General features: G+C 68.3%; 17 protein-coding genes and 1 pseudogene. 8 read left to right on the top strand and 10 right to left on the bottom strand.

Annotation, left to right across the window (positions count from 1 at the left end):
- Nucleotides 1-2: 2 nt before the first annotated feature.
- Nucleotides 3-1222, bottom strand: a pseudogene (locus EV384_RS17095) (ISAs1 family transposase).
- On the opposite strand from EV384_RS17095, the gene EV384_RS34850 reads away from it, so the two are divergent.
- Complete coding sequence (locus EV384_RS34850; RefSeq protein WP_165439958.1) at nt 1195-1368, top strand: hypothetical protein; 174 nt, start codon at nt 1195-1197, stop codon at nt 1366-1368. The pseudogene EV384_RS17095 and the gene EV384_RS34850 sit on opposite strands and share 28 nt — an antisense overlap.
- On the opposite strand, the gene EV384_RS17100 is transcribed toward EV384_RS34850, so the two are convergent.
- The gene (locus EV384_RS17100; RefSeq protein ID WP_130334593.1) at nt 1346-2167 is read right to left on the bottom strand and encodes a GntR family transcriptional regulator; all 822 of its coding nucleotides are present in this window, start codon (nt 2165-2167) and stop codon (nt 1346-1348) included. The genes EV384_RS34850 and EV384_RS17100 overlap by 23 nt on opposite strands.
- 492 nt (nt 2168-2659) lie before the next feature.
- Here EV384_RS17100 and EV384_RS17105 point away from each other — a divergent pair, with 492 nt between their 5' ends.
- From EV384_RS17105 to EV384_RS17120, 4 genes are all read left to right on the top strand, one after another.
- A complete protein-coding gene (locus EV384_RS17105; protein ID WP_165439959.1) occupies nt 2660-3910 on the top strand; it encodes an MFS transporter in 1251 nt (416 codons plus the stop codon).
- A complete protein-coding gene (locus tag EV384_RS17110) occupies nt 3907-5589 on the top strand; it encodes an FAD-dependent monooxygenase (protein WP_130334597.1) in 1683 nt (560 codons plus the stop codon). Before EV384_RS17105 ends, EV384_RS17110 begins: the two co-directional genes overlap by 4 nt.
- Nucleotides 5590-5713: 124 nt before the next feature.
- Nucleotides 5714-7687, top strand: a complete 1974-nt coding sequence (locus tag EV384_RS17115; RefSeq protein ID WP_130334599.1) for an oxidoreductase — start codon at nt 5714-5716, stop codon at nt 7685-7687.
- Between the two features lie 94 nt (nt 7688-7781).
- Nucleotides 7782-8462 (top strand): SDR family NAD(P)-dependent oxidoreductase, encoded by a 681-nt coding sequence (locus EV384_RS17120; RefSeq protein ID WP_130334601.1) that lies wholly within the window; start codon nt 7782-7784, stop codon nt 8460-8462.
- A gap of 35 nt (nt 8463-8497) precedes the next feature.
- Here EV384_RS17120 and EV384_RS37280 read toward each other — a convergent pair whose 3' ends face one another.
- The 7 genes from EV384_RS37280 to EV384_RS17150 all read right to left on the bottom strand — a co-directional run bounded on the left by EV384_RS37280 (nt 8498) and on the right by EV384_RS17150 (nt 15966).
- Nucleotides 8498-10189, bottom strand: a complete 1692-nt coding sequence (locus EV384_RS37280; RefSeq protein ID WP_242624105.1) for a DEAD/DEAH box helicase — start codon at nt 10187-10189, stop codon at nt 8498-8500.
- Nucleotides 10158-10715, bottom strand: coding sequence for a phospholipase D-like domain-containing protein (locus EV384_RS37285; RefSeq protein WP_242624106.1), 558 nt, complete (start codon nt 10713-10715; stop codon nt 10158-10160). The genes EV384_RS37280 and EV384_RS37285 overlap by 32 nt, the downstream gene beginning before the upstream one ends.
- The gene (locus tag EV384_RS37290) at nt 10628-11149 is read right to left on the bottom strand and encodes a hypothetical protein (protein WP_242624107.1); all 522 of its coding nucleotides are present in this window, start codon (nt 11147-11149) and stop codon (nt 10628-10630) included. Before EV384_RS37290 ends, EV384_RS37285 begins: the two co-directional genes overlap by 88 nt.
- 120 nt (nt 11150-11269) lie before the next feature.
- A complete protein-coding gene (locus EV384_RS17135) occupies nt 11270-12523 on the bottom strand; it encodes a CaiB/BaiF CoA transferase family protein (protein WP_130334605.1) in 1254 nt (417 codons plus the stop codon).
- Nucleotides 12524-12655: 132 nt separating this feature from the next.
- Nucleotides 12656-13807, bottom strand: coding sequence for an acyl-CoA dehydrogenase family protein (locus EV384_RS17140; RefSeq protein ID WP_130334607.1), 1152 nt, complete (start codon nt 13805-13807; stop codon nt 12656-12658).
- Nucleotides 13808-14002: 195 nt separating this feature from the next.
- On the bottom strand, nt 14003-14950 hold the full coding sequence (locus EV384_RS17145) for an HpcH/HpaI aldolase/citrate lyase family protein (RefSeq protein ID WP_278045603.1): 948 nt from the start codon (nt 14948-14950) through the stop codon (nt 14003-14005).
- A gap of 17 nt (nt 14951-14967) precedes the next feature.
- Nucleotides 14968-15966 carry a MaoC family dehydratase gene (locus tag EV384_RS17150; protein ID WP_130334611.1) on the bottom strand — a complete coding sequence of 333 codons (999 nt, stop codon included), beginning with the start codon at nt 15964-15966 and terminating at the stop codon, nt 14968-14970.
- 283 nt (nt 15967-16249) lie between these two features.
- Between EV384_RS17150 and EV384_RS17155 the strand changes: the two genes are divergently transcribed.
- The 3 genes from EV384_RS17155 (at nt 16250) to EV384_RS17165 (ending at nt 20137) form a co-directional block, all read left to right on the top strand.
- Complete coding sequence (locus EV384_RS17155) at nt 16250-17050, top strand: IclR family transcriptional regulator (protein WP_165439961.1); 801 nt, start codon at nt 16250-16252, stop codon at nt 17048-17050.
- Between the two features lie 917 nt (nt 17051-17967).
- A complete protein-coding gene (locus EV384_RS17160; RefSeq protein WP_130334615.1) occupies nt 17968-18729 on the top strand; it encodes an SDR family NAD(P)-dependent oxidoreductase in 762 nt (253 codons plus the stop codon).
- A gap of 64 nt (nt 18730-18793) precedes the next feature.
- The gene (locus tag EV384_RS17165) at nt 18794-20137 is read left to right on the top strand and encodes an MFS transporter (RefSeq protein ID WP_130334617.1); all 1344 of its coding nucleotides are present in this window, start codon (nt 18794-18796) and stop codon (nt 20135-20137) included.
- A 455-nt stretch (nt 20138-20592) separates the two neighbouring features.
- On the opposite strand, the gene EV384_RS17170 is transcribed toward EV384_RS17165, so the two are convergent.
- Nucleotides 20593-21546: an integrase core domain-containing protein gene (locus tag EV384_RS17170; protein ID WP_242624109.1), complete on the bottom strand. Its 954-nt coding sequence runs from the start codon at nt 21544-21546 to the stop codon at nt 20593-20595.
- Nucleotide 21547: the final 1 nt, after the last annotated feature.

Raw genomic sequence — 21547 nt, forward strand, 5'->3', positions numbered from 1 at the left:
GATCATGGGATGCGGTGGAGGGTGAGGGCGGCTGCGGGGGTGGTGTGGGCGCGGCAGGCGCTGGCGGTGTTGGCCCAGCCGGTGAGGCGGAACGTGCCGCGGATGATGTCGCGGAGGGCGGCCATGACGGCGGGGGTGTGGTGGGTGCGGATCTGGCTGGCGTCTTCGCCGAAGGTCACGTCGCGTATCCAGTGCACGCTGTTCTCGATGGTCCAGTGTTCGCGGGCCCATGCGGCGACTTCTTCGGGTCGGGCCTGGTGGGTGGGCAGGTCCGTGATTGCGTAGACGACCTCGGTGGTCCACTTCTTCGTGCCTGTTGGCGGCGTCGGCGGCGGATCCGCACGACCTGGCGGGCATGGGGGAACAGCAGATCATCCACGGTGACGAGCTGGACCTCGCGGATCTCTTCGCGGCCGTGGCCGCGGCCGGTCTGTCGGTGCAGGACGGGTACCTGTTTCCAAGGCAGCGCCCGCAGTGCGGCGGCGAGGGTGGGCTGGTTGTCTTTGACGGTGAACAGGTAGTGGGCGTGGCGTTGCTCGACGAGGTAGACGGCGTGGGCGCGTTGCGCGTGCGGCGCATCCACGGTGATCACCGAGCCGGTGAGGTCGGTGTCACCGATCTGGTCCAGCAGGGGCGCGAACTCGGGAATCTCGTTGGTCTTCGCGCCGATCTGGCGGGCCGCGAGGGTGACCGCGTCGGCGTGACGCACGGCGGACAAGATGAATACCTGGCTGCCGTCGGGGCGTTTGGCGCCGCGTAGACACTTGCCGTCCACGGCGATGGCGGGGCGGCGCGGAGGGTCGGCGGCAACGGCGCGGTGAGCACGGCGTTGCTCCCGCTCCGCCACACCGTCGGGCGTCAGCGGGGCGGGTCCGGGTCTGGCGAGGGTGGCCAGGTACCCGAATCCGACGGCGGTCAGATCAGTCGGATCGACTCCGCTGTAGGCGTCGCGCAGGGTCCGCTCGTCCGGGACCCGGTAGCGGCCAGTGAACGGATTGAATGGGCAGCCCAGCCGGCGAAGTTCCCGCTGGTCACAACGGCGAACCCACTTCGCGATCGCGGTCAGAGAGTTATGGCCGACCGCGCTCATCGCGCAGACACCAATCGCGAGCAGGGTCGCCAACGCGTACCGCACGCCACGCGGGTCACGAGGGTCAGTCACCCCCGCCAACCGGTCGAGCAGCCCCTTCGGCAGTGGCCGACCCAGGTGCCGCGGAGACAGCCGCGGCGCGACCCTGGCTTGGCTACCGCCGTCCGTTTGACGACGATTGGGCCGAGCAGGTCGTCAACGACGTCCGGGAGCTTACCGGACTGTTCCGGGCTGCGGCGGCCGCCCGCGAGGCGGTCATCCTGAAGATCGTGGCGTGACTGCTGCCTGGTGAAGGCCTGGAGTCAGCTGTGACGGCGCATCTTCTCGGTGACCCGACGGGGCAACCCCTCGGGCCCGTCGAGCCTGACGTTGATCAACGTGTGCATCTGTACGGCCGATGAGGGCGGCCGGATCGAACTCCATGACGATCGCGCGGGTGCGATCCACATGCGCTTCGAACAGCGCTACCGCGCGCTCCGCGTCGTGTGCCAGTGCGGCGTCGAGCAACTCCCGGTGCTCACCCGCGACGTCGCGCTTGATTTCCCGGCTGCCCTGCGTCGACCAGGCACGATAGAGTTCCGCAGCGTCGGAGAGCCGGGTGCAGATGCCGAGCAGCACGGCGTTGCCGCAGGCCTCGATCAGCTTGTGGTGGAAGGCCAGATGGGCCCGAGCCCACTCCTCGTTGCGGACGAGCGGATTCTCGGACTGCACCATGGGCAGGACGTCCATGCGGTGATGGGCGGCGAGCACCTCGGACTGCCAGGCGACGCCGCCCCGCTCGATCGACAGTCGCAGCGCCACACCTTCGTTGATTTTTCGAGCCAGGGTGAGGTTGTTGAGCGCCTCGAGCGACAGCGACGTGACGTGGAATCCGCGGTTTCGGTCGACGCGCACCAGATCCCGGGCCGCCAGCAGGCTGAGGGCCTCGCGGATGACGCTGAGGCTGACGTCGAAACTCCCGCTCAGTTCCGCCGCCTTGAGCCGCTCGCCGGGTGCCAGCCGGCGGTTGAGGATGTCGAGGCGGAGCCGTTCGTAAATGCTCACGGCCAAGCTCTCGCCGCCCGCTCTCTTCGCCATCGCCGCACCCTAGCACTGCTCTGAGCAAAGTCGATCCTGCTATTGACAATCGAATCTACCCGGCTAACGATGAGCCGCATCGTTTCGTGGAGGTTACAAGTGCGCATGCGAACGGCCGGGAAGCTTTGCGCTCCTACCGGGTTGCGCCCGGGCTCGACCTCGAGAGACAGAGTGACGACGCCTCCCGGCCGCTCGTGTTCTTCTCGATGGCCCGGCTCACGATGTGGGGACCGGGTCATGGGCGAGCACCCGGTCGTGGGTTGCAGTAGACGACGTCAGCAGATGCAGGCCTGACGACAAGGTCCGATCAACCAGGGCGGCCAGCGAGGAAGGCCCTGATAACACTCACCGACATCACGGGGGATACGACGGCGTCACCGCCGACAACTGACCGACCGGATGCCGCTCGCTACCACGACGGGCGTACGCCCCCGCAGGTGCCGGGTGCCCGGTCTCACCACTCTCCTACGCAGCGGACGAAGGAGTCCGACCATGGCTGATCCCGCCCCAACCGCTCGCCGCTCACACATCGTTCTGTTGCTCGGCTTCATCGTCATGCTCGTCGACGGATACGACCTGTTCGTCCTCGGCACTGTTGGACCCAGCCTGCTCGCTTACCAGCCCTGGGGCGCGACACCCGCAACCCTCGGACTGCTCGGCAGTGTCACAGCCCTCGGCATGCCGTTCGGTGCGATCGCGGCCGGCTGGGCCAGCGACGTCTGGGGCCGACGCGTACCCCTGGCTGTCTGCCTCGGCTGGATCTCACTCTGGATGCTGTTGAGCGCGTTCGTACCCACCCTCGGGTTGTTCGTCGCGACCCGGGCCGCGACCGGGATCGGGCTCGGCGCACTCGTACCCGTCGTGGTGGCGTTGGTCGCCGATGCCGCGCCACCGCGGCGACGCAGCCTTTTCGTCGGGATCACCCTAACCGGGATCGCCTTCGGCGGTTTCGCGACCGCGCTCCTGGGCCGCGCCCTGCTGCCACACCTGCAATTCCAGCGGCTGTTCCTCGTCGGCGGGGTATCACTGCTGATCGTCCCGCTGGTCTGGTGGCTCGTGGGCCGCAAGGTGCCACAGCCCGATCCCGAGGCCGCGGCTGCACCGGTGTTCACACAGAACAAGAACAAGGCAGGGCAGCTGTTCCAGCCAGGCTACGGCATGGCGACAGTGCTGTTCTGGTTCGCGACCTTCATCGGCCTGCTGCTGTCCTACGGGGCGAGCAACTGGCTGCCCACCCTCATGGTCAACGCTGGATACGACCTCAGCTCAGCTCTCGAATTCACCATGACCTACACCCTCGGCGCCATCGTCGGAACCGTGGTGGTCACCCTGATCGCCGATCGTGGCTTCCTGAAGCCGACCACGGTCGGGTGCTTCCTCCTCGCCGCGGTGGCGATGCTCGTCCTCAGCACCCCGCAGCCACGATGGCTGCTGCTGGCGATGTCTGCCCTCGCCGGACTCGGCACGCTCGGCACCCAGAACCTCATCAACGGCTACGTCGCGCAGTTCTACCCGCCGCAGCTGCGAAGCACCGCACTCGGGTTCAGCCTGGGCATCGGGCGGCTCGGGGCGATCGCAGGCCCCAGCTACCTCGCGGCCGTCACGATCCTGATCACTGTCCCCGACGCCGGCTTCTACGCCTTCATCGTCCCGGCGGTCATCGGGGCCCTCACGATCGCCATCCTGCCCGCCCCGTCGAGGGTGCACGCGACGACGACAAACCCTGTGGAGGTATCGGCATGAGCAGCACCCGCGTACCCGAAGAGACCGATGTTGTCATCGTCGGCGCTGGGCCGGTCGGCTTGACACTGGCCCACGAGCTGGGCGCCCGCGGAATCCGCTGCGTACTGCTCGAACCCCGCCAGACACCGGACCGCAACTCGCCCCGGTGCAAGCAGGTCAACCCTCGCTCCATGGAAATCTTCCGTAGGCTCGGGATCGCTGAGGACATCCGGCGTCACTCCCGATTGCCGTTCGGCTGGTCTGACCGCGCGGTATTCGCCACCAGCCTCACGGGACACCAAATCGAGCGCTTCGACCAGGTCTTCGCGCTCTCCGACGTGCCGCGCTCCGAGCTGGTCGAGCCGGCGCAGTGGTTCGGTCAAGACCAGCTGGAGGAGGCGCTACGCGCCTCGCTGCAGCGCCGCAAGACGGTGACCGCCCGCTGGGGAGCCGCACTGACCGACATCGAGCAGGACGCCGACGGCGTCACCGCGATCGCCACTGATCCGGACGGCAGCGAAATACGGATCAGGAGCCGCTACCTTGCAGCAGCCGACGGCTCACGCAGCACCGTCCGGCGTCTCCTCGGGATCGAACTGTCCGGGCGCGGCCACGAGATGCGGTTCATTCAGACGATCTTCCGGGCACCCGGGCTGAGTGCAGCCCACCCACACGGGCCAGCGGTGCAGTACTGGATCGTCAACAACAAAGTCAGCGGCCTGATGGGGACTTTGGACACAGCGGACACGTGGTGGGCCAACATGCCCAGCGCCCGGGCCGACGTCTCTGCGGAGTGGTTGCGAGAAGCGATCGCCACGCTGATCGGCACGGACTATCCGATGACGATACTGGCGAGTGACCCGTGGTCACCCCGCATGCTCGTCGCAGACCGCTACCGTGCCGGGCGCTGCTTCCTGCTCGGCGACGCCGCCCACCTCAACCCCCCGTTCGGCGGCTTCGGCGCCAACCTCGGCATCGGCGACGCCGCCGACCTTGGCTGGAAGCTCGCCGCCGCCATCACCGGTTGGGCTGGCCCGGACCTACTCGACTCCTATGAAACCGAACGCCGTCCGATGGCCCATCGCGCGATCGCCGAGGCCGAGCGGAACATGAAGGTACTCCCTCCTGATCTCGTCCAACCCGAGCTCGATGACGACGGACCCGCCGGCCAGCGAGCGCGCGCAAACGCGGCCGCAGCAATACGGCGGTCCAAGACCGCCGAGATGTACACGCTCGGGTTCGTCCTCGGCGCGCGCTACCGCGAATCACCAATCGTCATCGACGAGGACGGGCCCGCACCCGAGTCCACCACGTCGCACTACCAGCCCTCCGCTGCGCCGGGCGCACGGCTCCCCCACCTGTGGCTAGGACCCGGTCGCTCCCTCTTCGACGAACTTGGCCCCGGGTTCACCCTCATCGAGCTGGGGAGTCCGGCGGGCCCGGAATGGGAGACCGCAGCCGACGAACGAGGCATGCCCCTGACCCGGCTGCACCTACACCGCCCTGACCTGCGCGACGTCGTCGGCGCCGACCTCCTCCTCGTACGGCCCGACCAGCACGTCGCCTGGCGGGGCACCGGCGACAGCGCCGACGTCGCGACGATCCTTGATCAAGTGCGCGGTTACCCCCGCCCTACCACCTCCGGCGACGGTCGCACGCCTGACCCGTCCACCTCGCGGCAAGCACTGGCGGCATGGTGATCATGCGGAGGTCGAGTCCGGGCACGGCAAGCGGCCGTGTCCCGGGGTCGGTCAGGCGTCGACCCGTTACGAGGCCGGCGCTGCGAGACATCTGTCGCGTCGACGTCTGGAAGGAAAGTCACCCATGCGTCTGAACACAGCATCGACGTCGGCCGACGGAGGGCGGTCCGCGGCGGTACACACGCCGATCACAGTCGGATCCAGAGCCCTGCCCAACCGGGTGGCGTTCGCCTCGGTCACCACGGGCCTCAACGGACCGACGGCCCTGAGCGACGCACAGCGCGAATTCCTGGTGCGCCGCGCCCGCGGCGGTGCCGCGCTGATCGTCACCGACGGCTTGGCGGTCCACCCCTCGTCCCGGCCCTTCCGGGCCGTGCCGAGGATCGAGGACGACGCTCATGTCGACGGCTACGAGCGGCTGTGCGCCGACATCCACGCCGCAGGCTCCGTCGTTGTGGGTCAGCTCTGGCACGTCGGAGCCTCCAGCCTCTACACGCCCGAAGGCATCGCCTGGGCGCCCTCCGCGACGCCCGACCCCCTGTCGGGCACCGTGCCGCACGCCATGACCGTCGCCGAGGTCGAGGAGGTGATCGACGGTTACGTCGACGCTGCGCGACGCCTGCAGAGCGTCGGCTTCGACGGCGTCGAGGTGCACGCCGCCCACGGCTACCTCCCGGCGCAGTTCCTCTCCTCGATCTCGAACCACCGCACCGACGCCTACGGAGGCGACCTGCGGGGGAGGGCCGCGTTCCTGACAGCGGTGCTGCAAGGCATCAGGGCGACCTGCGGCCCCGACTTCATCCTCGGCATCAAGCTGACGGCTCATGAGTACGCGCCGGGAGGGATCGAGCTGCCCGAGGCGCAAGAGGTGGCGGCACACGTGTGTGAGGTCGCCGATCCCGACTACATCGCGGTGTCCCAGTCGCGCTACGGCCCCAGTCTCGAGAGGCACTCGCCGGACATGAGCTGGGCGGACACGCCGTTCGAGCACCTCACTCGCGGCATCCGCAGCGTGGTCCCACCCGAGGTGGCGATCATGGCGTTGGCCAAGATCCCTGACCTCGCGGTCGGTGACCGGCTGATCGACGAGGGGACGGCAGACCTCATCGGCCTCGCGCGACCTCTGCTCGCAGACGCTGACCTGGTCCGGCGGGACGCAGTGGGGGCCACCGTGCGGCCCTGTACCTTCTGCAACGCCTGTTGGGCTGCTCTGCACGAGCAGCGAGGCGTCGAGTGCTTCTACGACCCCCGGACGGGACACGAGCTGGAGATCGCCGACCTCGAACCCGAGGTCAGGTCGGCGCCCGACCTCGTCGTCGTCCTGGGTGGGGGACCGGCCGGTCTCGAGGCCGCCCGGGTGGCAGCCACCCTCGGTCATCGGGTGGAGCTGCACGAGGAGGCCGGTTATCTCGGCGGCCGGTTGGCGCTGGAGGCCCGCATCCCTGGTCGTGCCGATCAGCGCCGGGCGGTGGACTGGTGGCAGAACGAGCTCGCCGACCTCGGGGTCGACATCCGCCTCGGCTCCGAGCCCCACCCGGCGACCCTGTCCGCAGCCGCCCTCGTCGTCGACGCCCGATCCCGGCTGCCCGCTCCACCGGTCATCTTGGGTGTGGACGTCGTGCCGGTCGAGGACGTGCTGGCAGGTGGACTGTCGCTCGACGAGCACGTTTACCTCCTGGACTCCGTCGACGACGAGCCCGTGTACGCCCTCGCGGAGTGGCTCGCCCAGCGCGGCCACCGCGTGGTCCTGGTGACACCTCGCCCGACGCCGGCCCGCCGCGTCGCCATGGTGAGTGCCTTCGGCATCTCGCGTCGTCTCGATCTCGCCGGTGTCGTCGTCGCCACCCAGACAGCGGTCACCGGAACGGCCCACGGACAGCTGGTGGGGGTGCGCGCGATCTCCGGGTGCGCGGTGGAGCTGGGTCCGGAGGGCACGGTAGTCTCCGCCGGGTCTTACCGGGGTCGCGACCCGCTCGAGGTGCCTGGGGTGCGGATCGTTCAGGTCGGCGACGCCTACGTCCCCAGGACCCTGGCGGAGAACGTGCGAGAAGCCCACAGAGTTGTTCGACAGGCGCTGGAGCAGCGAGAGAAGAAGTGATGGGACGCAATGAGCTAGATTGGCCGAGGCTCTCCGGGAAGGTCGCCCTGGTGACCGGGTCGGGGCAGAACATCGGCAGGTCCATAGCCATGGCATGGCCGCTCACGGTGCAGCTGTAGGGATCAACGGTTCCCGTGACCAGGGTGCGGTGGACGCCGTCGTCGAGGAGATCCGCGCGGCCGGTGGGACAGCGTTCGGCGTCATGGCGGACGTGTCCGACCCCGACGCGGTGGCGCGGATGGTCGACGCCGTGCACGACGAGCTCGGTCCGATCGACATCGCGGTGAGCAACGTGGGCGTCCGCAAGGCGGCACCGTTGGAGGAGCTCACCGTGCAGGACTGGCGCTCGACCATGGCCAGCAACTTGGATGCGGTCTTCTTCCTGGCCCGGCTCGTCCTGCCGGGCTTGCGAGAACGTGGCTGGGGCCCCATCATCAACATCTCCGGGTACGACCGCTGGACCGGACACATCCACCACCGGGCCGCCAACATCACCGCCAAAGCAGGAATGCACGGTCTGACCAAGGCCATCGCTCGCGAGTTCTCCGCTAACGGCATCACCGCCAACACCGTGGCCCCCAGAGCGATCAGGACCGTGCGGGACGAGAAGCACTACGCGCACGTCGACGTGGATGCCATCCTGCAGCGGCTGGCGACGGCGGATTTCGGAGAACCAGAGGACATCGCCGAAATGTGCGTCTACCTCGCCGGCGACGGCGCGAAGTTCGTGACAGGGCAGGTGCTCTACCTCAATGCAGGCGAGTACATGTTCTGAGGCCCGGGCGAGCCAGCGCACCGCCTCAGACTTCGTCAGGCCCGGACGAGCTGGAGCCGCTGCTCGGTGGACGTGATGAGCGTGCCGAGGACGTCGCCGAACGGATAGCTGAAGTCCATCAGCCATTGGTACGCAGCGTCCCGCAGGCCGGCCACCACCAGTCGAGCCTCTGTGTCGACGTCGACCTCGGGCCGGATCGAGCCTTCGGCCTGTGCGTGACGCAGCGCATCGCTCACCGTGCTGTGCAGCTGGTCGTGCGCCCGGCGTCCGGCCGCTCGCCGGCGGCCACCCCCGCCAGCAGGTCCAGCCGGTCCGGGTCGTCGAGGTGCAGCATCCGCCCGATTGCCCGCCCCAGCTCCCGATCGTCCGGCCCCGGGTGCTGACGTCTCCAGCCCGGCGAGCCGCCGCAGCCCGGTCCACCCGCCGACGCTGGCCGACCGGTAGATGTCCTCGATCTCCACGCCGGTCTCGCGCAGGAACTCGCCCAGGCTCACGTCGCCGAGCTGCCGCAGCTCGGCGACCAACCCGCGCTTCGACGTGGGCAGCGCCGAGCGCAGGTTGGCCAGCACGATGTCCTTCGCCACCCGGTCCAGCTGGATGTGGCAGCCGCTGGGCAGGCTCGGGAAGTCATCCGCTACGGCATCGATGATGGCCCGCCGACTCACCCCGGTCAGGGCTCGCCAGCGCAGGTCGAAGCGGAAGTTGGCGTGCTGCCCGCCGATGAAGTCGAGCACGGTCAGGCAGGGCTTGTCGTCGTCCAGGCGCAGCCCGCGGCCGAGCTGCTGCAGGAAGATCGTGGCGCTCTCGGTGGGGCGGAGCATCAGGATCGTGTCGACCATCGGCAGGTCGACACCCTCGTTGAACAGGTCGACGGTGAAGAGCACCGTCAGCTCGCCTGTGCGAAATGCCGTGAGCAGCGCTTGGCGCCCGCCGGCGTCGACCCGCGAGGTCACGGCCGCCGACGGTACGCCGTGCTTGGTGAACCAGTCCGCCATGAACTCGGCATGCCCGATGCTCACGCAGAACCCCAGCGCCCGCATCCGTCCGACGTCGACGGTGTCGCGGACCGCCCGCAGCACCATCCGCGCCAGGGCGTGGTTGCCGGTGTGGACGCCGTCCAGCTCCGCCGCCTCGTACCCCTGCCCGCGCTTCCACCGCAGCTGCGACAGGTCCGTATCGTCGTACAGCCCGAAGTACTGGAACGGCGCCAGTAACTGCCGCTCCAACGCGTCCCACAGGTGCAACTCCACGGCGGCGCGGCCGTCGAACCACCGCCGCACGTCGCCGCCGTCGCTGCGGTCGGGGGTCGCGGTCAGCCCCAGGAGTACGCGTGGTCGCAGCCGTTCCAACAACCGGGCGTACGTCGGCGCCTCGGCGTGGTGGAACTCGTCGACGATCACCATGTCGTACGCCTCGGGGTTGATCTCCCGCCGGTGCAGCGACTGGATGGAGGCGAAGACGTGCCGCCAGTGCTGCGGCTCCCTGCCTCCGACGAGCGTCTCGCCAAAGCTGCCGTCCCCCATCACCTGCCGGAACGTCGCCAGGCTCTGCCGCAGGATCTGCTCTTGATGGGCGACGAAGAGCAGCGAGTCGACCTGTCCTCGGCGGCTCAGCCGGCGGTAGTCCAGCGCGGCCACGATCGTCTTGCCGGTGCCGGTCGCCATCACCACGAGGTTGCGCCAGCGGCCGTGCACCTCACGCTCGGCGTCCAGGTCGGCCAGGATCACCGCCTGACGGGTACGGACGCACGTCCAGGTTGGCGATCTCGGTGGGCGCCTCGTCGGGGCGCTCCCCGCGCAGCGCGATCCGGAGCCGATCCGCGTCCGTCTTGGCGTCGTATTCCTCGAACGCCGGGTCGTGCCAGTAGTCCTCGAACGTGGCGGTGAACGTGTCGATGACGTGCGGCTGCTCCAGGTTGGAGACTCGCACGTTCCACTCCACGCCGTCGATCAGCGCGGCCTTCGACAGGTTCGACGAGCCGACGTACGCGGTGGTGGTGCCGTTGCGGCGGCGGAACAGCCAGGCCTTGGCGTGCAGCCGGGTGGTCCGGGTCTCGTAGGAAATCTTGATGTGGGCGCCCAGTTCGGCGAGCCGGTCGAGGGCCCGCTGGTCGGTCGCGCCCAGGTACGTCGTGGTGATGACCCGCAGCCGGCCGCCGCGGGCGATCAGGTCGCGGATGGCCGGCTCGACGATGCCCAGGCCGTGCCACTTGATGAACGCGCAGAGTAGGTCCACCTGGTCGGCGGAGGCCATCTCGTGGGTGACCTCGTGACCGATGCGCGGCTGGTGACGGCCGTTGACGAGCAGCGCGCCGGTGGAGAGCGGGGTGGTGGGCGTGCCGGGAAGACGGGCTGCGCGGGTGGAGTCGGCGGGGCGGCGATGGCGTGCAGGAGGTACTTGGCGTCGGCCACCTGGTCCTGGGCGGTGGCCGCTTGTGGGCTGAAGGCGGCAATAATCTCGGCGATGCGGTTGGCCAGGTCGACCTGGCGGGCGAGCTTGTCGTCGCCGCCGGGGACCGCGTGCAGGGCCCGGCGGGCCAGGGCGGCGATGTGCCGGGCGAGCGCGTCGGGGGCGTCAGCGGGGTCGAGCTTGTCGCGTTGGACCAGGCCGGAATCGACCTGGTGAAGCTGATCGGCGAGTTCGCCGGTGATCAGATGCTCATAGATGCCCTGGGCCAGACCGCTCACCGGGCAGAGCTAACCAGGTTCCATCGCCCGCCGCTGGCCCGTCTCATGGCAGGACGATCCCCCTGCCGGCCGCCCACGACGGGCGAGCAATTGACCGGCGCTGTGGCGCCACCTGCCAACTCACCCACCGTGAGGCGAGTCCGCCGGCTCCGTAGGGCGGCGCTGTCCCGGACATACCCCTGCCTCTTCTGCTGCCGGCATATCGTCGGTTGTCAGCTCCGCGCGCACCATCGGCCCGTGTTCGTCGAGCAGCGGGGCACGGTGCTTCGGCCGCGCGGGGGTCCGGGAAAACTTCAGTGGCTGGCCGGCCACCGCGAAGGTCCGTCCGGTGCCCGGATGGTCGAGCTCGACGAGCATCTCCCGGGCGGTCACATGGGGATCGGCCGCGATCTCGGCCGCGTCCCGCACCGCGCCGACGGGGACGTGGCCGCCCAGCCGGTCCAGGATTTCCGCCTTGGACCGCCGTCGGCTCCACGCGGCCAGCGCGTCGAAGATCTCGTCTCGACGGGCGACCCTCTGCTGGTTTGTCGCCAGAGCTGGATCGTTGGCGAGATCGGGGCGGTCGATGAGCTCGCAGAGCTTGCGCCACCGCGCGTCGCTGGGCGCCGCGACGGCGACCCAGCCGTCAGCGGCTGGGAGGATGTCGAATGGACTCAGCAGCGGGTGCCGGTTGCCTTCGGGACGCGGCACCGCGGCCGTGTAGGAGTGTTGGTAGACGATGCGCTCGCAGAGGGCGAGCACGGCGTCGTACATCGCGATGTCCACGAACTGCCCTCGGCCGCTGCGTTGGGCCTCGTACAGCGCGGCGCTGATGCCGAGCGCGAGCATCGTGCCGGGATAGATGTCCCCGATCCCGGGTCCCACTTTGATCGGGGTGCCGTCCTCGGTACCGGTGATGCTCATGATCCCGGCCATCGCTTGGACGACGAGGTCGAAGGCCGGCCAGGCGAGATACGGGCTCTCGCCGGACCGCGTGTCGCCGAAACCGCGTACGGCCGCGTAGACGAGCCGCGGGTTCGTCGCGCTGAGCGACTCGTAGGACAGGCCGAGCCGTTCCATGACGCCGTTGGTGAAGTTCTCGACCAGCACGTCAGCGTCGGCGGCGAGGGCACGCAGTGCGGCGGCGCCCTCCGCCGTCTTGAGGTCGAGCACGACGCTGCGCTTGCCGCGGTTGACGCTTTGGAAGTATCCGCCGTAGGCGGCCGGGTCGCTACCTGGCGGGACGGGCCCGGCAGTCCTGGCCATGTCTCCCCGGGGCGGCTCGACCTTGAGTACGTCCGCACCCAGGTCGGCGAGGAGCATGGTGGTGTACGGGCCGGCGAGGGCGTGGGTGAGGTCGACGACCCGTACGCCGGTGAGGGGTCCCCCGGTCATCGCACCGGCACCCGCGTCAGGATCGGCTGGACGTGCGGGCTCATGACCCCGGCGCGGACGTTGGTGGCACGGTGCTGTCGGGGGTCAAGCGGGACGGGAGTCATCCTCGTTCCTTTCTCGCGGGTATCGGCGTCACTCTTCGCGCAGCAGATGCTGGGCGATGATGGTGCGCTGGATCTCGGAGGTGCCTTCGAAGATCTGGGTGAGACGGCCGTCGCGCCAGTGCCGCTCGACGGCGTACTCGGTGGTGTAGCCGTTGCCGCCCAGCACCTGCATGGCCGAGCTCGCGACCTGCTCGGCGGCTTCACTGGCGAAGAGCTTCGCCATCGAGCACTCGTGCCGGCAGTCCAGCCCGGCGTCGAACCGAGCGGCGGCGTCGAGGTAGAGAGCACGTGCGGCGGCGACCTGGGTGGCCATGTCGGCCAAGCGGAACTTGATGCCCTGGAACGAGGAGATGGGCTTGCCGAATTGGACCCGTTGCCGGGCATAGGCCGTGGCGTCCTCCAGCGCACCGCGCGCCGCACCCACGGCCCGTGCTGCCGTGTGTAGCCGGGCCCAGTTGATCAGATTCCCGAAGAGTGCGAAGCCTTGGCCTGTGGTCCCATCCGGCGCGAGTTGCACGTTGCTCGCGGGCACCTCGAGGTCGGTGATCGTCAGCTGCCACGAGGTGATCCCGTGGTAGCCGATCTTGGGGATCGGGGTGCCGGTGATGCCTTCGGGGAACTCGCCGCGCTCTTTCTCCACGAGGAACACGTCGAGGCCGTCCCGGCGGCCGGGCGCGGTTCGGGCCAGAATGAGGATGGCGTCGGCGGCTTCCGCCCAGCCGCACCAGCGCTTGACACCGTTGAGGATGTAGACGTCCCCGCGACGTTCGGCGTGGCAGGACACCGCGGCGATGTCCGATCCGGCCTCGGGCTCGCTGAACGCTCCGGCCGAGATGAATTTTCCGGCGGCTTGGCGGCGGAGGATGTCCGCCCGCCGGTCGGGGTCGGCGAGCGCGGCTCCGGTGCCGTTGGCGCGGGCGATGACGCTCGCGGCGCTCATCCAGCCCCGCGCGAGCTCCTCGGTAACCAGGCAGTACTCGGTCATGCCGAGGCCCAGCCCACCGTACTGGCGGTCGATCAAGATGCCGAAGTAGCCGAGCTCGGCCATCCGGTCGATGATCGACCACGGAATGTCCGCGTGCTGAGGGTCCAGCTCGTTCGCGACGGGCAGCAGTTCCGCCGACACGAACTCGCGAGCCTCGTCCCGGAGTTTCTCCTGGGCTGGGGTCAGCAGTGTCATAGCGCCCTCCCAGGGCCGAGCCGGTGGTCGAAGGTGGCGGTCATCTTCTCTTTCTCCTCCTCAACCGTCGAGGCGAAATCGGTGGCAGTGTGCCACCTACCGAAAGGCCGGTGAGGAGCACGGTTTGTGGCTGCCGCTCAGCGGGACGAAAGTGGCCGGCGGAATCACGCAGCGGTTCTCGTCGGCACACCGGATTTATGCGTTCGGGTCGAAGTGCGTCGTCCGCCGCATCCCGAGGACGCGGCCTCGTTCGGCGGTGACCAGGGCGACCTTGCGGCTGGCCTCGTCGATCATCTCGTCGCCGAGCATGGCGGCGCCGACGCCGCCGCCCGACTCCGACGTGTAGTGTTCGTACGCCTCGATGATCAGCTCGGCCTTGTCGTAAGCATCCTGGGTGGGCGCGAAGACCGTGTTGGCAATGTCGATCTGGCCGGGGTGGAGCACCCATTTTCCGTCGTAGCCGTAGGCGGCGGCCCGTTCGGCGGACGCCCGGTACCCCTCGATGTCCTTGATCAGGGCGAACGGTCCGTCGATCGCCTGTAGGCCGTACTTGCGGGCGGTCATCGCGATGGTCATCAGGACGGTGTCGAAGGGGTCGTACCCGGTGGCGCCCGGCACACCGATCGTCAGGGCGGGCATCTTCATCGCGGCCATGAAGTCACCCGGGCCGAAGATGAGCGTTTCGGTCCGAGAGGTCGCGGCGGCGATCGCCTCGATCTCGCTGAGCCCCGCAGGGCCCTCGATCTGCGCCTCGATGCCGATCCCGCCCTCCGGGAGCCCCAGCTCGCGCTCAACCTGGGTCAGCAGCACGTCGAGCCAGTGGATGTGCGCGACTCGCTCGACCTTCGGCAGCATGATGCAGTCGAGGTTGGCGCCCGCGCCGCGGACTACCGTGAGGACGTCCTCGTGGGCCCACTTCGTGTCGGCGTCGTTGATCCGTACGACCCGGGTTTTGCCCGACCAGTCGCCGTGGTTGAGCGCCTGGATGATGTTGGCGCGCGCCGCGGGCTTCGCGATGGGAGCCACGGCGTCCTCGAGGTCGAGGAACACCTGATCTGCCGGAAGGCCCTGAGCCTTCTTCAGCATCTTCTCGCTGCTTCCCGGGACAGCGAGACAGGAACGACGGGGGAGCGCAGGACGCACGGTGTTCACGGTGTCGTTCACCTTCCGATCGGGGCATGGGGAGCGAGTGCGGAGGCGCCCTCGCTGGGCTGGGCTTGCGCGGCGCGCGTGCGTACGCGGAGTGTGCGGGTGACCTGGCAGACGATCTCGCCGCGCTGATTGACGCCGAGGTGGCGGAACGTCACATCGGCTTCGTCCCTGTCGGGCTCGACGGCCAGCACCTCGGTGGCGGCGCCGATGGTGTCGCCGCGCCGGACGGGCACGGCGAACCTGACGTCGTCCAGGCCGACCTCGCGAATCGCCTGGCCGCTCGTGTCCTGAGTGGCGAGGCCGATGGTGAGGGCGAGGGTGAGACCGCCGAAGTTGATCCGCTCGCCGAAGGGCGTGTCGGCCATCTCCTGGTCGCTGAAGTGTCCGGCGGCGGTGTTCATGACCAGCAGGGTCAGGCCGTTGAGATCGAGGTCGGTGACGGTACGGGAGCGCGCGTGGCGGAAGCGGTCGCCCACCTGGAAGTCCTCGGCGAAGCCCTCCCGCACGGCTGCGGGTTCGGGGTTGGCGGCGCGCTTGCGTACGAGGTTGGTGCGCCGGAATTCGATGACCGGATTGCCGGAGGAATCCCGGCCCACGGTGTGCCAGGTGACGATGCCGGTGTCGGGCCGCGACTCCGAGGTGCGCGCCTCGACGACCGTGCTGGACGCGTAGAGCGTCTCCCCGGGATGCACCGCGCGGAGGTGTCGGATGTCGTTCGCCCCCAGGAAGGGCCCGCCCCGCTCACTGAGGTCCTCGACGCTGAGCCCGAATACCACCGTGAAGACCAGCAGCGGGTTGACGACCTCGTCGGGGTAGCCTGCGGCCGCTGCCGCATCGCGGTTGAAGTACACGGGGTTGAACGCGAGCGTCTGGGTGGTGAACGCGATGTTGTCCGACGCGTGCACGGTGCGGCCCCAGTGGTGGTCGAAAACCCGGCCGACGACGTGGTCCTCGAAGAAGGTGCCGCGTGAGATCACCGGCCAGCTCGCCAGATCGAACGTTGTCATCGACGACTCCGTGTCATTGGGTGAGACGCTGTGCCTCTAGCTGGTCCGCACAGTCTTTGGCGCGAGGACGCGCGGTGTCAAGCCCTCCGGGTGGTCTAAACGATCTCCTCGGTTCAGCGTCGGAAGACCCCTTCGAAGACCGGGCTTCGCGGGCGGCCTGCCCGGAAGACCGAGCGCGACCATGGCCGGTGACACGGCTGTGCTGCGTAGCGGTACACTTGCCCAGCCGAATTGCTCCGACGGGGCCGCGCCAGCCCGCCGACCTCCTGATCGAGGAGACTGGATGATGTCCGTAACCGAGCGACCTGACGAGGCGGCGGCGCAAGGCCCGGCCGGCACCCAGACCCTCATCCGCGGGCTCCGGGTGCTCGAGGTGATGGCGACGCAGAATCGGCCCATCGGGGTGGGCGAGCTCTCGCGGTTGATCGACCTACCCAAGTCGACCGTGCAGCGGTTGCTACGCACGCTGGGCCAGGAGGGCTGGGCCGAAATGTCAAGCGATCCTGTGACGCGCTGGCAGCTCAGCCCTCGGCTGCTCGCGCTCGCCCGGACCGGCACCCCGTGGAAGACCCTGCGCGAGGCGGCGATGCCCCACCTCGCCGCCCTGGGCGCGCAGACCGGTGAGACCATCCACTTCTCGGTGCTCGACCGGGATGTCCAGATGGTGCTGATCGACCGGGTCGACTCGATCCACCCCGTACGAACCTTCAACGCCATCGGCGCCAGCACGCCGTTGCATACCAGCGCGAGCGGCAAGGCGGTGCTGGCCATGCTCCCGCTCGACGAGGCCGAGCGAATCCTGGCGCGTCCGTTGGAGAAGGTCATGCCGAACACGAGCACCGACCCGCGGCATCTGATGCACCAGGTGCTGGAGGCGAAGGAACGGGGCTACGCGGTCAACATCTCCGAGAACCGGCCACATGTCTGCGCCGTGGGCGCTGCGGTCGCCGGTCCCGGCGGACGACCGGTGGCCGCCGTCACCATCTCGATGCCCGACGTACGCTTCGAACCCGCGCGCGTGCCGGAGTGGGGCGCCTGGGTTCGGGACACCGCGCGCGCGATCACGGACGCCTTCGCGCACTAGGTAGCTGGTGTTAAAGGCGGTCGACCGGGTCCCGATCAACCGCCCCCGTTGTCGGGCGGGTGGGGTCGGTTCGGTGCGCTGGTTCGACGGGTTTCGGGTGCTGAAACCGTTGCTGGGCAGAGGTGCGGGCCCTTCAGAGCGTTTGCCGGGTGGGGTCAGCCAGGGCCTGTGGTCCTCAGCGTCACGGTAAACCCATAGTCCGCGCCTCGCCCCTCGCAGGTAGGCGGTATCGCTGCTGGGCTGCGTCGGCGGTGACGACCAACCCGGCACCTTCATCGTCTACTTAGGTAGGCCGTGCTTCTCGCGCCACCCCTGGACCAACCCGCGAACACACGCCCTACCAGGGCAAACGAAGGCTGACGACGGGGCCACCACGACGCGCGGACGCCGGGGCCGCCAGCGACTACGCTGGCGGCCCCGGCGTCGGTCTGCTCGGCTCGTGCCTGGGTCTATGGCGGGCGGGATGGCCCGCGTCCAAGCCACCCTCGACCTGGTCGAAATGCTCGACTGGCTACGCGCCGTCCGCGACTGCCATGATCCGCGAGACAGAACCTAGGCCTGCGTCGAAGCCTGTCCCGCCGGCGCACTGGAACCCACCCGGTCAGGGCCCGGACGTCCACCAGGCCGCGCCAACCGCCAACCCGTCGCCCGCTACGACGTGGGCACCGCGAGCAGCAGCGGTTGCGAAACCGATCCGCGCCTGCCCCGGCAATGATCAAGTAACAGTCTTGACATCCCAGTAGTGCCCGAGCAAGATTCGTCACACCACTGGTCAACACGACGTTCCACCCAGCGACACGCCGGAGTCTTCCGATATCCACTGCGGCCAGCGCTTGGGCAATCTTGATCACTGCCAGCTTGGCTCCCGGGAAAGACGGGAGCTGGGCTATCGCTTCGCAAGGTGTGGGAGGTAAGTCATGCCCGAAGGCCGCCTGAACGGACAGGTCGCTGTCGTCACGGGCGCCGGCCGGAACATCGGCCGCGCAATCGCCCTTCTCTTCGCTGCCGAGGGTGCTGCGGTTGTCGTCAACGGTTCCCGCAATGTCGACGCGGTCAACTCGGTCGTCGAGGAGATTCAGAGCAAGGGCGGAAAGGCCATACCGGCGATGGCCGATGTTTCAGACCCGGACGCAGTTGCCGACATGATTTCGCGGGCGAGCAGCATACTGGGCCCGGTCGACATCGTCGTCAACAACGTCGGCGTCCGCAAGGCCAAGAAGTTCGAAGACATCACCATCGAGGACTGGCGATCGACGTTCGCCACGAACCTGGACTCGGTGTTCTACCTGGCGCGTACCGTCCTGCCGGGGATGCGTGAGCGTAGGCGTGGTCGCATCATCAATATTTCCGGCTACGACGGCTGGACGGGCCACATCGAAAACCGCGCCGCGAACATCGCTGCGAAGGCAGGGATGCACGGCCTCACGAAGGCCATCGCCCGGGAGTACTCGCGGTACGGGATCACCGTGAACACCGTGGCACCAGGCGCGATCGAGACGGAACGCAACCCGGAGGATTACGCCCACATCGATGTGGAAGCCCTCCGCGGACGCATCGCGACCAGGACCTTCGGGGCGGTCGACGACATCGCCGAGGCCTGTCTCTACCTCGCCTCGCCCGCTGCCGGATTCGTCACCGGACAGGTACTGCACGTCAACGGCGGCGAGTTCATGTTTTAGCCCTAGCGTTCAGTCACCACATCCTTATCCGTAGACATCACTGGATGAAAGAGGATTAGTGGAAATGGAAAAGAGCACGTCCCAGCCCACCCAGAAAGCTAGCTTCGCCGCTCTGCTCGTACTCGTTACCGTGATCGCCGTGGCCGACGGCTACGACCTCACGGTGCTGTCGGCGGCGCTGCCGGTGATCCTTGCCAAACACGAATGGGGACTCACGGCGGCCACTGCGGGCGTCGTGGCGAGCATTCAGATGCTCGGCCTCTTGATCGGCGCGATCCTGTCCGGCTACCTCCGCGACCGGATCGGCGGCCGCAAGATGCTGATCCTGAACCTGCTCTTCTTCTCGATCTTTACGGCTACCGTGCCACTGGCGCCCAACGCGGCCGTGTTCGGGGCGTTCCGCTTCCTCGGCGGCCTCGGCCTGGGCGGGATCATCCCGGTCATGATCGTGTTGGTCTCGGAGTTCTCCCCGCCCGGCCGTAGACACCTCAACAACACGGTCCTGCTGATGGGAACCGCCGTGGGAGGCCTGCTTGCCCCGCTCAGTGGCGCTCTGATCCTGCCCCACGCGAACTTCCGCTGGCTCTTCATCGTTGGTGGCCTGTTCCCGCTCATTGTGCTCGTGCCGCTTGTCGGGAAGTTCGTCCCCGAGTCGCCGACGTATCTGCTGACGCGCGGAGCGGATGAGGCGCGGACGATCGCTGACAGGTACGGGATCGAGCTCGACGAGACCGTCGCGCCGATGGCTTCCGACGGAAAGCGAACCCGGAGCAACGCGCTGCGGTACCTGTTCAACCGATCGAGAGTGGCGCGAACGGTGCTGCTACTCATCGCCGAGTTCTTCATCATGGGGGTCGCGCTCGGCCTGACATCGACCTGGTTGCCCCAGTACCTCGTCCTCGGCGGCTTCGAGATCACCAACGCCCTGCTCGTCTCGGTAACCACCTTCGCCGGCGCCATCGTCGGAAGTCTCGTCGGCGGGTGGCTGCAGGACCGGACCAACCCCAAGTTGATCGTCGTCATCGGCTGCTTCGGCGGAGCAGCGACCCTGCTGCTCATCGGAGCCGCGTTGCAGGTCGCCGCGCTGGTCTACGTGCTCGTATTCGCGCTGGGCTTCCTGAACACGATCTACATCATGAACGGCTTCATCGCGAACTCGCACCCGGCGGCAGTTCGCGCCACGATGGTCGGCCTCGCATTTGGAGTCGGCCGCACCGGCGCGATCTTCCTCACTGCGGCCGGTGGCTGGGTGGCTGCGGCCGCTCTCCCTCCCGCGGCCAACTTCTGGTTGTGGTCAGTGGCGTTGTTCATCCCCGCGGTCGTCCTGCTGTTCGCACGCTCGACCAGCAGCGTTCCCGTGGCCGGAGCGGTTGCCAACGCCCCGGCGGTGGCGAGCAACGTCGGGTAGTCCGCGACAACGAGACCAGGGTGTCTTGCGGTCCCGTCCCGAATTTGAGGGACGGGACCGCACACCCCCACGGCTCGACTGCCAGTGATGCGAAGAGCGGGTCCGTCCTTCGGTGCGCGGGAAACTCCGTAGTGGTGGGGGTGCTGTTTTAGGCGTGGGCGGGTTCCGACGCTGGCCCCCGCTTACCCCCCGGAAACCCTGTCCTGACGTCCACAACCAGTGACAAGAAGAGACCAACGCCCGGCCGTGTCTGTGCAGGTCAAGGACCACTTGCGGCAAGCAATGACAAGCTCGGGGTGGCTACGGTTGGTAACAAGGGGTCGTCGGTTCGAATCCGGCCGTCCCGACAGAGAGAAAGCCCTGACCAGCAGTATCGCTGGTCAGGGCTTTGACTTTCTTCTATGGGGTTTTGAACCTCCCCCCGAAAACCTGTGGGGCTCGTAAATCAGGTCCGGCTACGCTGCCTGCGAATATTCATTGATCAATCCACCCAGGATCGGGCGTCGTTTGATCCGGGCGGCGGTCAGGTCCACGATGTGCGGTGGCGGATCGGGTGGCCGTTGTCCCAGCGAACGGTGCGGCCGGTGATCGTTGTAGTGCGACGTGTACCCGGCAAGGAAGGTCGCCAGGTGGCGCTCGCCGACGATGAGCATCCGGTCGGTGCATTCGCGGCGTACAGTGCCCACCCAGCGCTCGGCGAACGAGTTGGCTCTCGGCGCCTGCGGCGGAGTCTTGACCACGTCGATACCTTCCGCGGCGAACACCGCGTCGAAGGCCGCGGTGAATTTCGTGTCGCGGTCGCGAAGCAGGAACCGCAAACTGGTAACCCGCTGGTCGAGGTCCATCAACAGGTTCCGCGCCTGCTGCGCCACCCAGGCGCCGGTCGGATGGGCCGTCACCCCGACGACGTGCACCTGCCGGGTGGCGATCTCCACGAAGAACAGCACGTAGATCCGCTTGAGGAACACCGTATCGACGGTGAAGAAATCGCAGGACAGCATCGTGTGCGCCTGGGCGGTCAGAAACTGCTTCCAGGTCGGCCCACAGCGCCGCGGCGCCGGCTCGACCCCGGCCCGGTTGAGGATCTTCCATACGGTGCTGGCCGCCACCCGGTAGCCCAAGCCGACCAGCTCACCCTGAATCCGGCGATGCCCCCAGGTCGGATTCTCGGCGGCCAGTCGCAGTACCAGGTCCTGCACTTGCTGGTCGACCGGCGGCCGGCCGGGCCGCGCGTGCGGGTATGTCCAGTGCCGGGCGACCAGTTGCCGGTGCCACCGGAGCAGGGTCGCCGGGGTGATGAAGAACGCAGCCCACTGCGGGCGGGGGAGCAGCCGCGACAACGCCGCCAACACTACCCGGTCGCCCGGCTCGAGAATGGGGCGCTTCACCTGGCGGCGGAGTACGGCCACC

The organism is Micromonospora kangleipakensis, from assembly GCF_004217615.1.
Taxonomy (GTDB): Bacteria; Actinomycetota; Actinomycetes; order Mycobacteriales; family Micromonosporaceae; genus Micromonospora; species Micromonospora kangleipakensis.

Excerpts from the sequence above, each read along its gene's own strand:
- EV384_RS17100 (WP_130334593.1), bottom strand. The coding sequence starts at position 2,167 with ATGGCGAAGAGAGCGGGCGGCGAGAGCTTGGCCGTGAGCATTTACGAA.
- EV384_RS17105 (WP_165439959.1), top strand. The coding sequence starts at position 2,660 with ATGGCTGATCCCGCCCCAACCGCTCGCCGCTCACACATCGTTCTGTTG.
- EV384_RS17110 (WP_130334597.1), top strand. The coding sequence starts at position 3,907 with ATGAGCAGCACCCGCGTACCCGAAGAGACCGATGTTGTCATCGTCGGC.
- EV384_RS17115 (WP_130334599.1), top strand. The coding sequence starts at position 5,714 with ATGCGTCTGAACACAGCATCGACGTCGGCCGACGGAGGGCGGTCCGCG.
- EV384_RS17120 (WP_130334601.1), top strand. The coding sequence starts at position 7,782 with ATGGCCGCTCACGGTGCAGCTGTAGGGATCAACGGTTCCCGTGACCAG.
- EV384_RS37285 (WP_242624106.1), bottom strand. The coding sequence starts at position 10,715 with ATGGCCTCCGCCGACCAGGTGGACCTACTCTGCGCGTTCATCAAGTGG.
- EV384_RS17135 (WP_130334605.1), bottom strand. The coding sequence starts at position 12,523 with ATGACCGGGGGACCCCTCACCGGCGTACGGGTCGTCGACCTCACCCAC.
- EV384_RS17140 (WP_130334607.1), bottom strand. The coding sequence starts at position 13,807 with ATGACACTGCTGACCCCAGCCCAGGAGAAACTCCGGGACGAGGCTCGC.
- EV384_RS17150 (WP_130334611.1), bottom strand. The coding sequence starts at position 15,966 with ATGACAACGTTCGATCTGGCGAGCTGGCCGGTGATCTCACGCGGCACC.
- EV384_RS17155 (WP_165439961.1), top strand. The coding sequence starts at position 16,250 with ATGATGTCCGTAACCGAGCGACCTGACGAGGCGGCGGCGCAAGGCCCG.
- EV384_RS17160 (WP_130334615.1), top strand. The coding sequence starts at position 17,968 with ATGCCCGAAGGCCGCCTGAACGGACAGGTCGCTGTCGTCACGGGCGCC.
- EV384_RS17165 (WP_130334617.1), top strand. The coding sequence starts at position 18,794 with ATGGAAAAGAGCACGTCCCAGCCCACCCAGAAAGCTAGCTTCGCCGCT.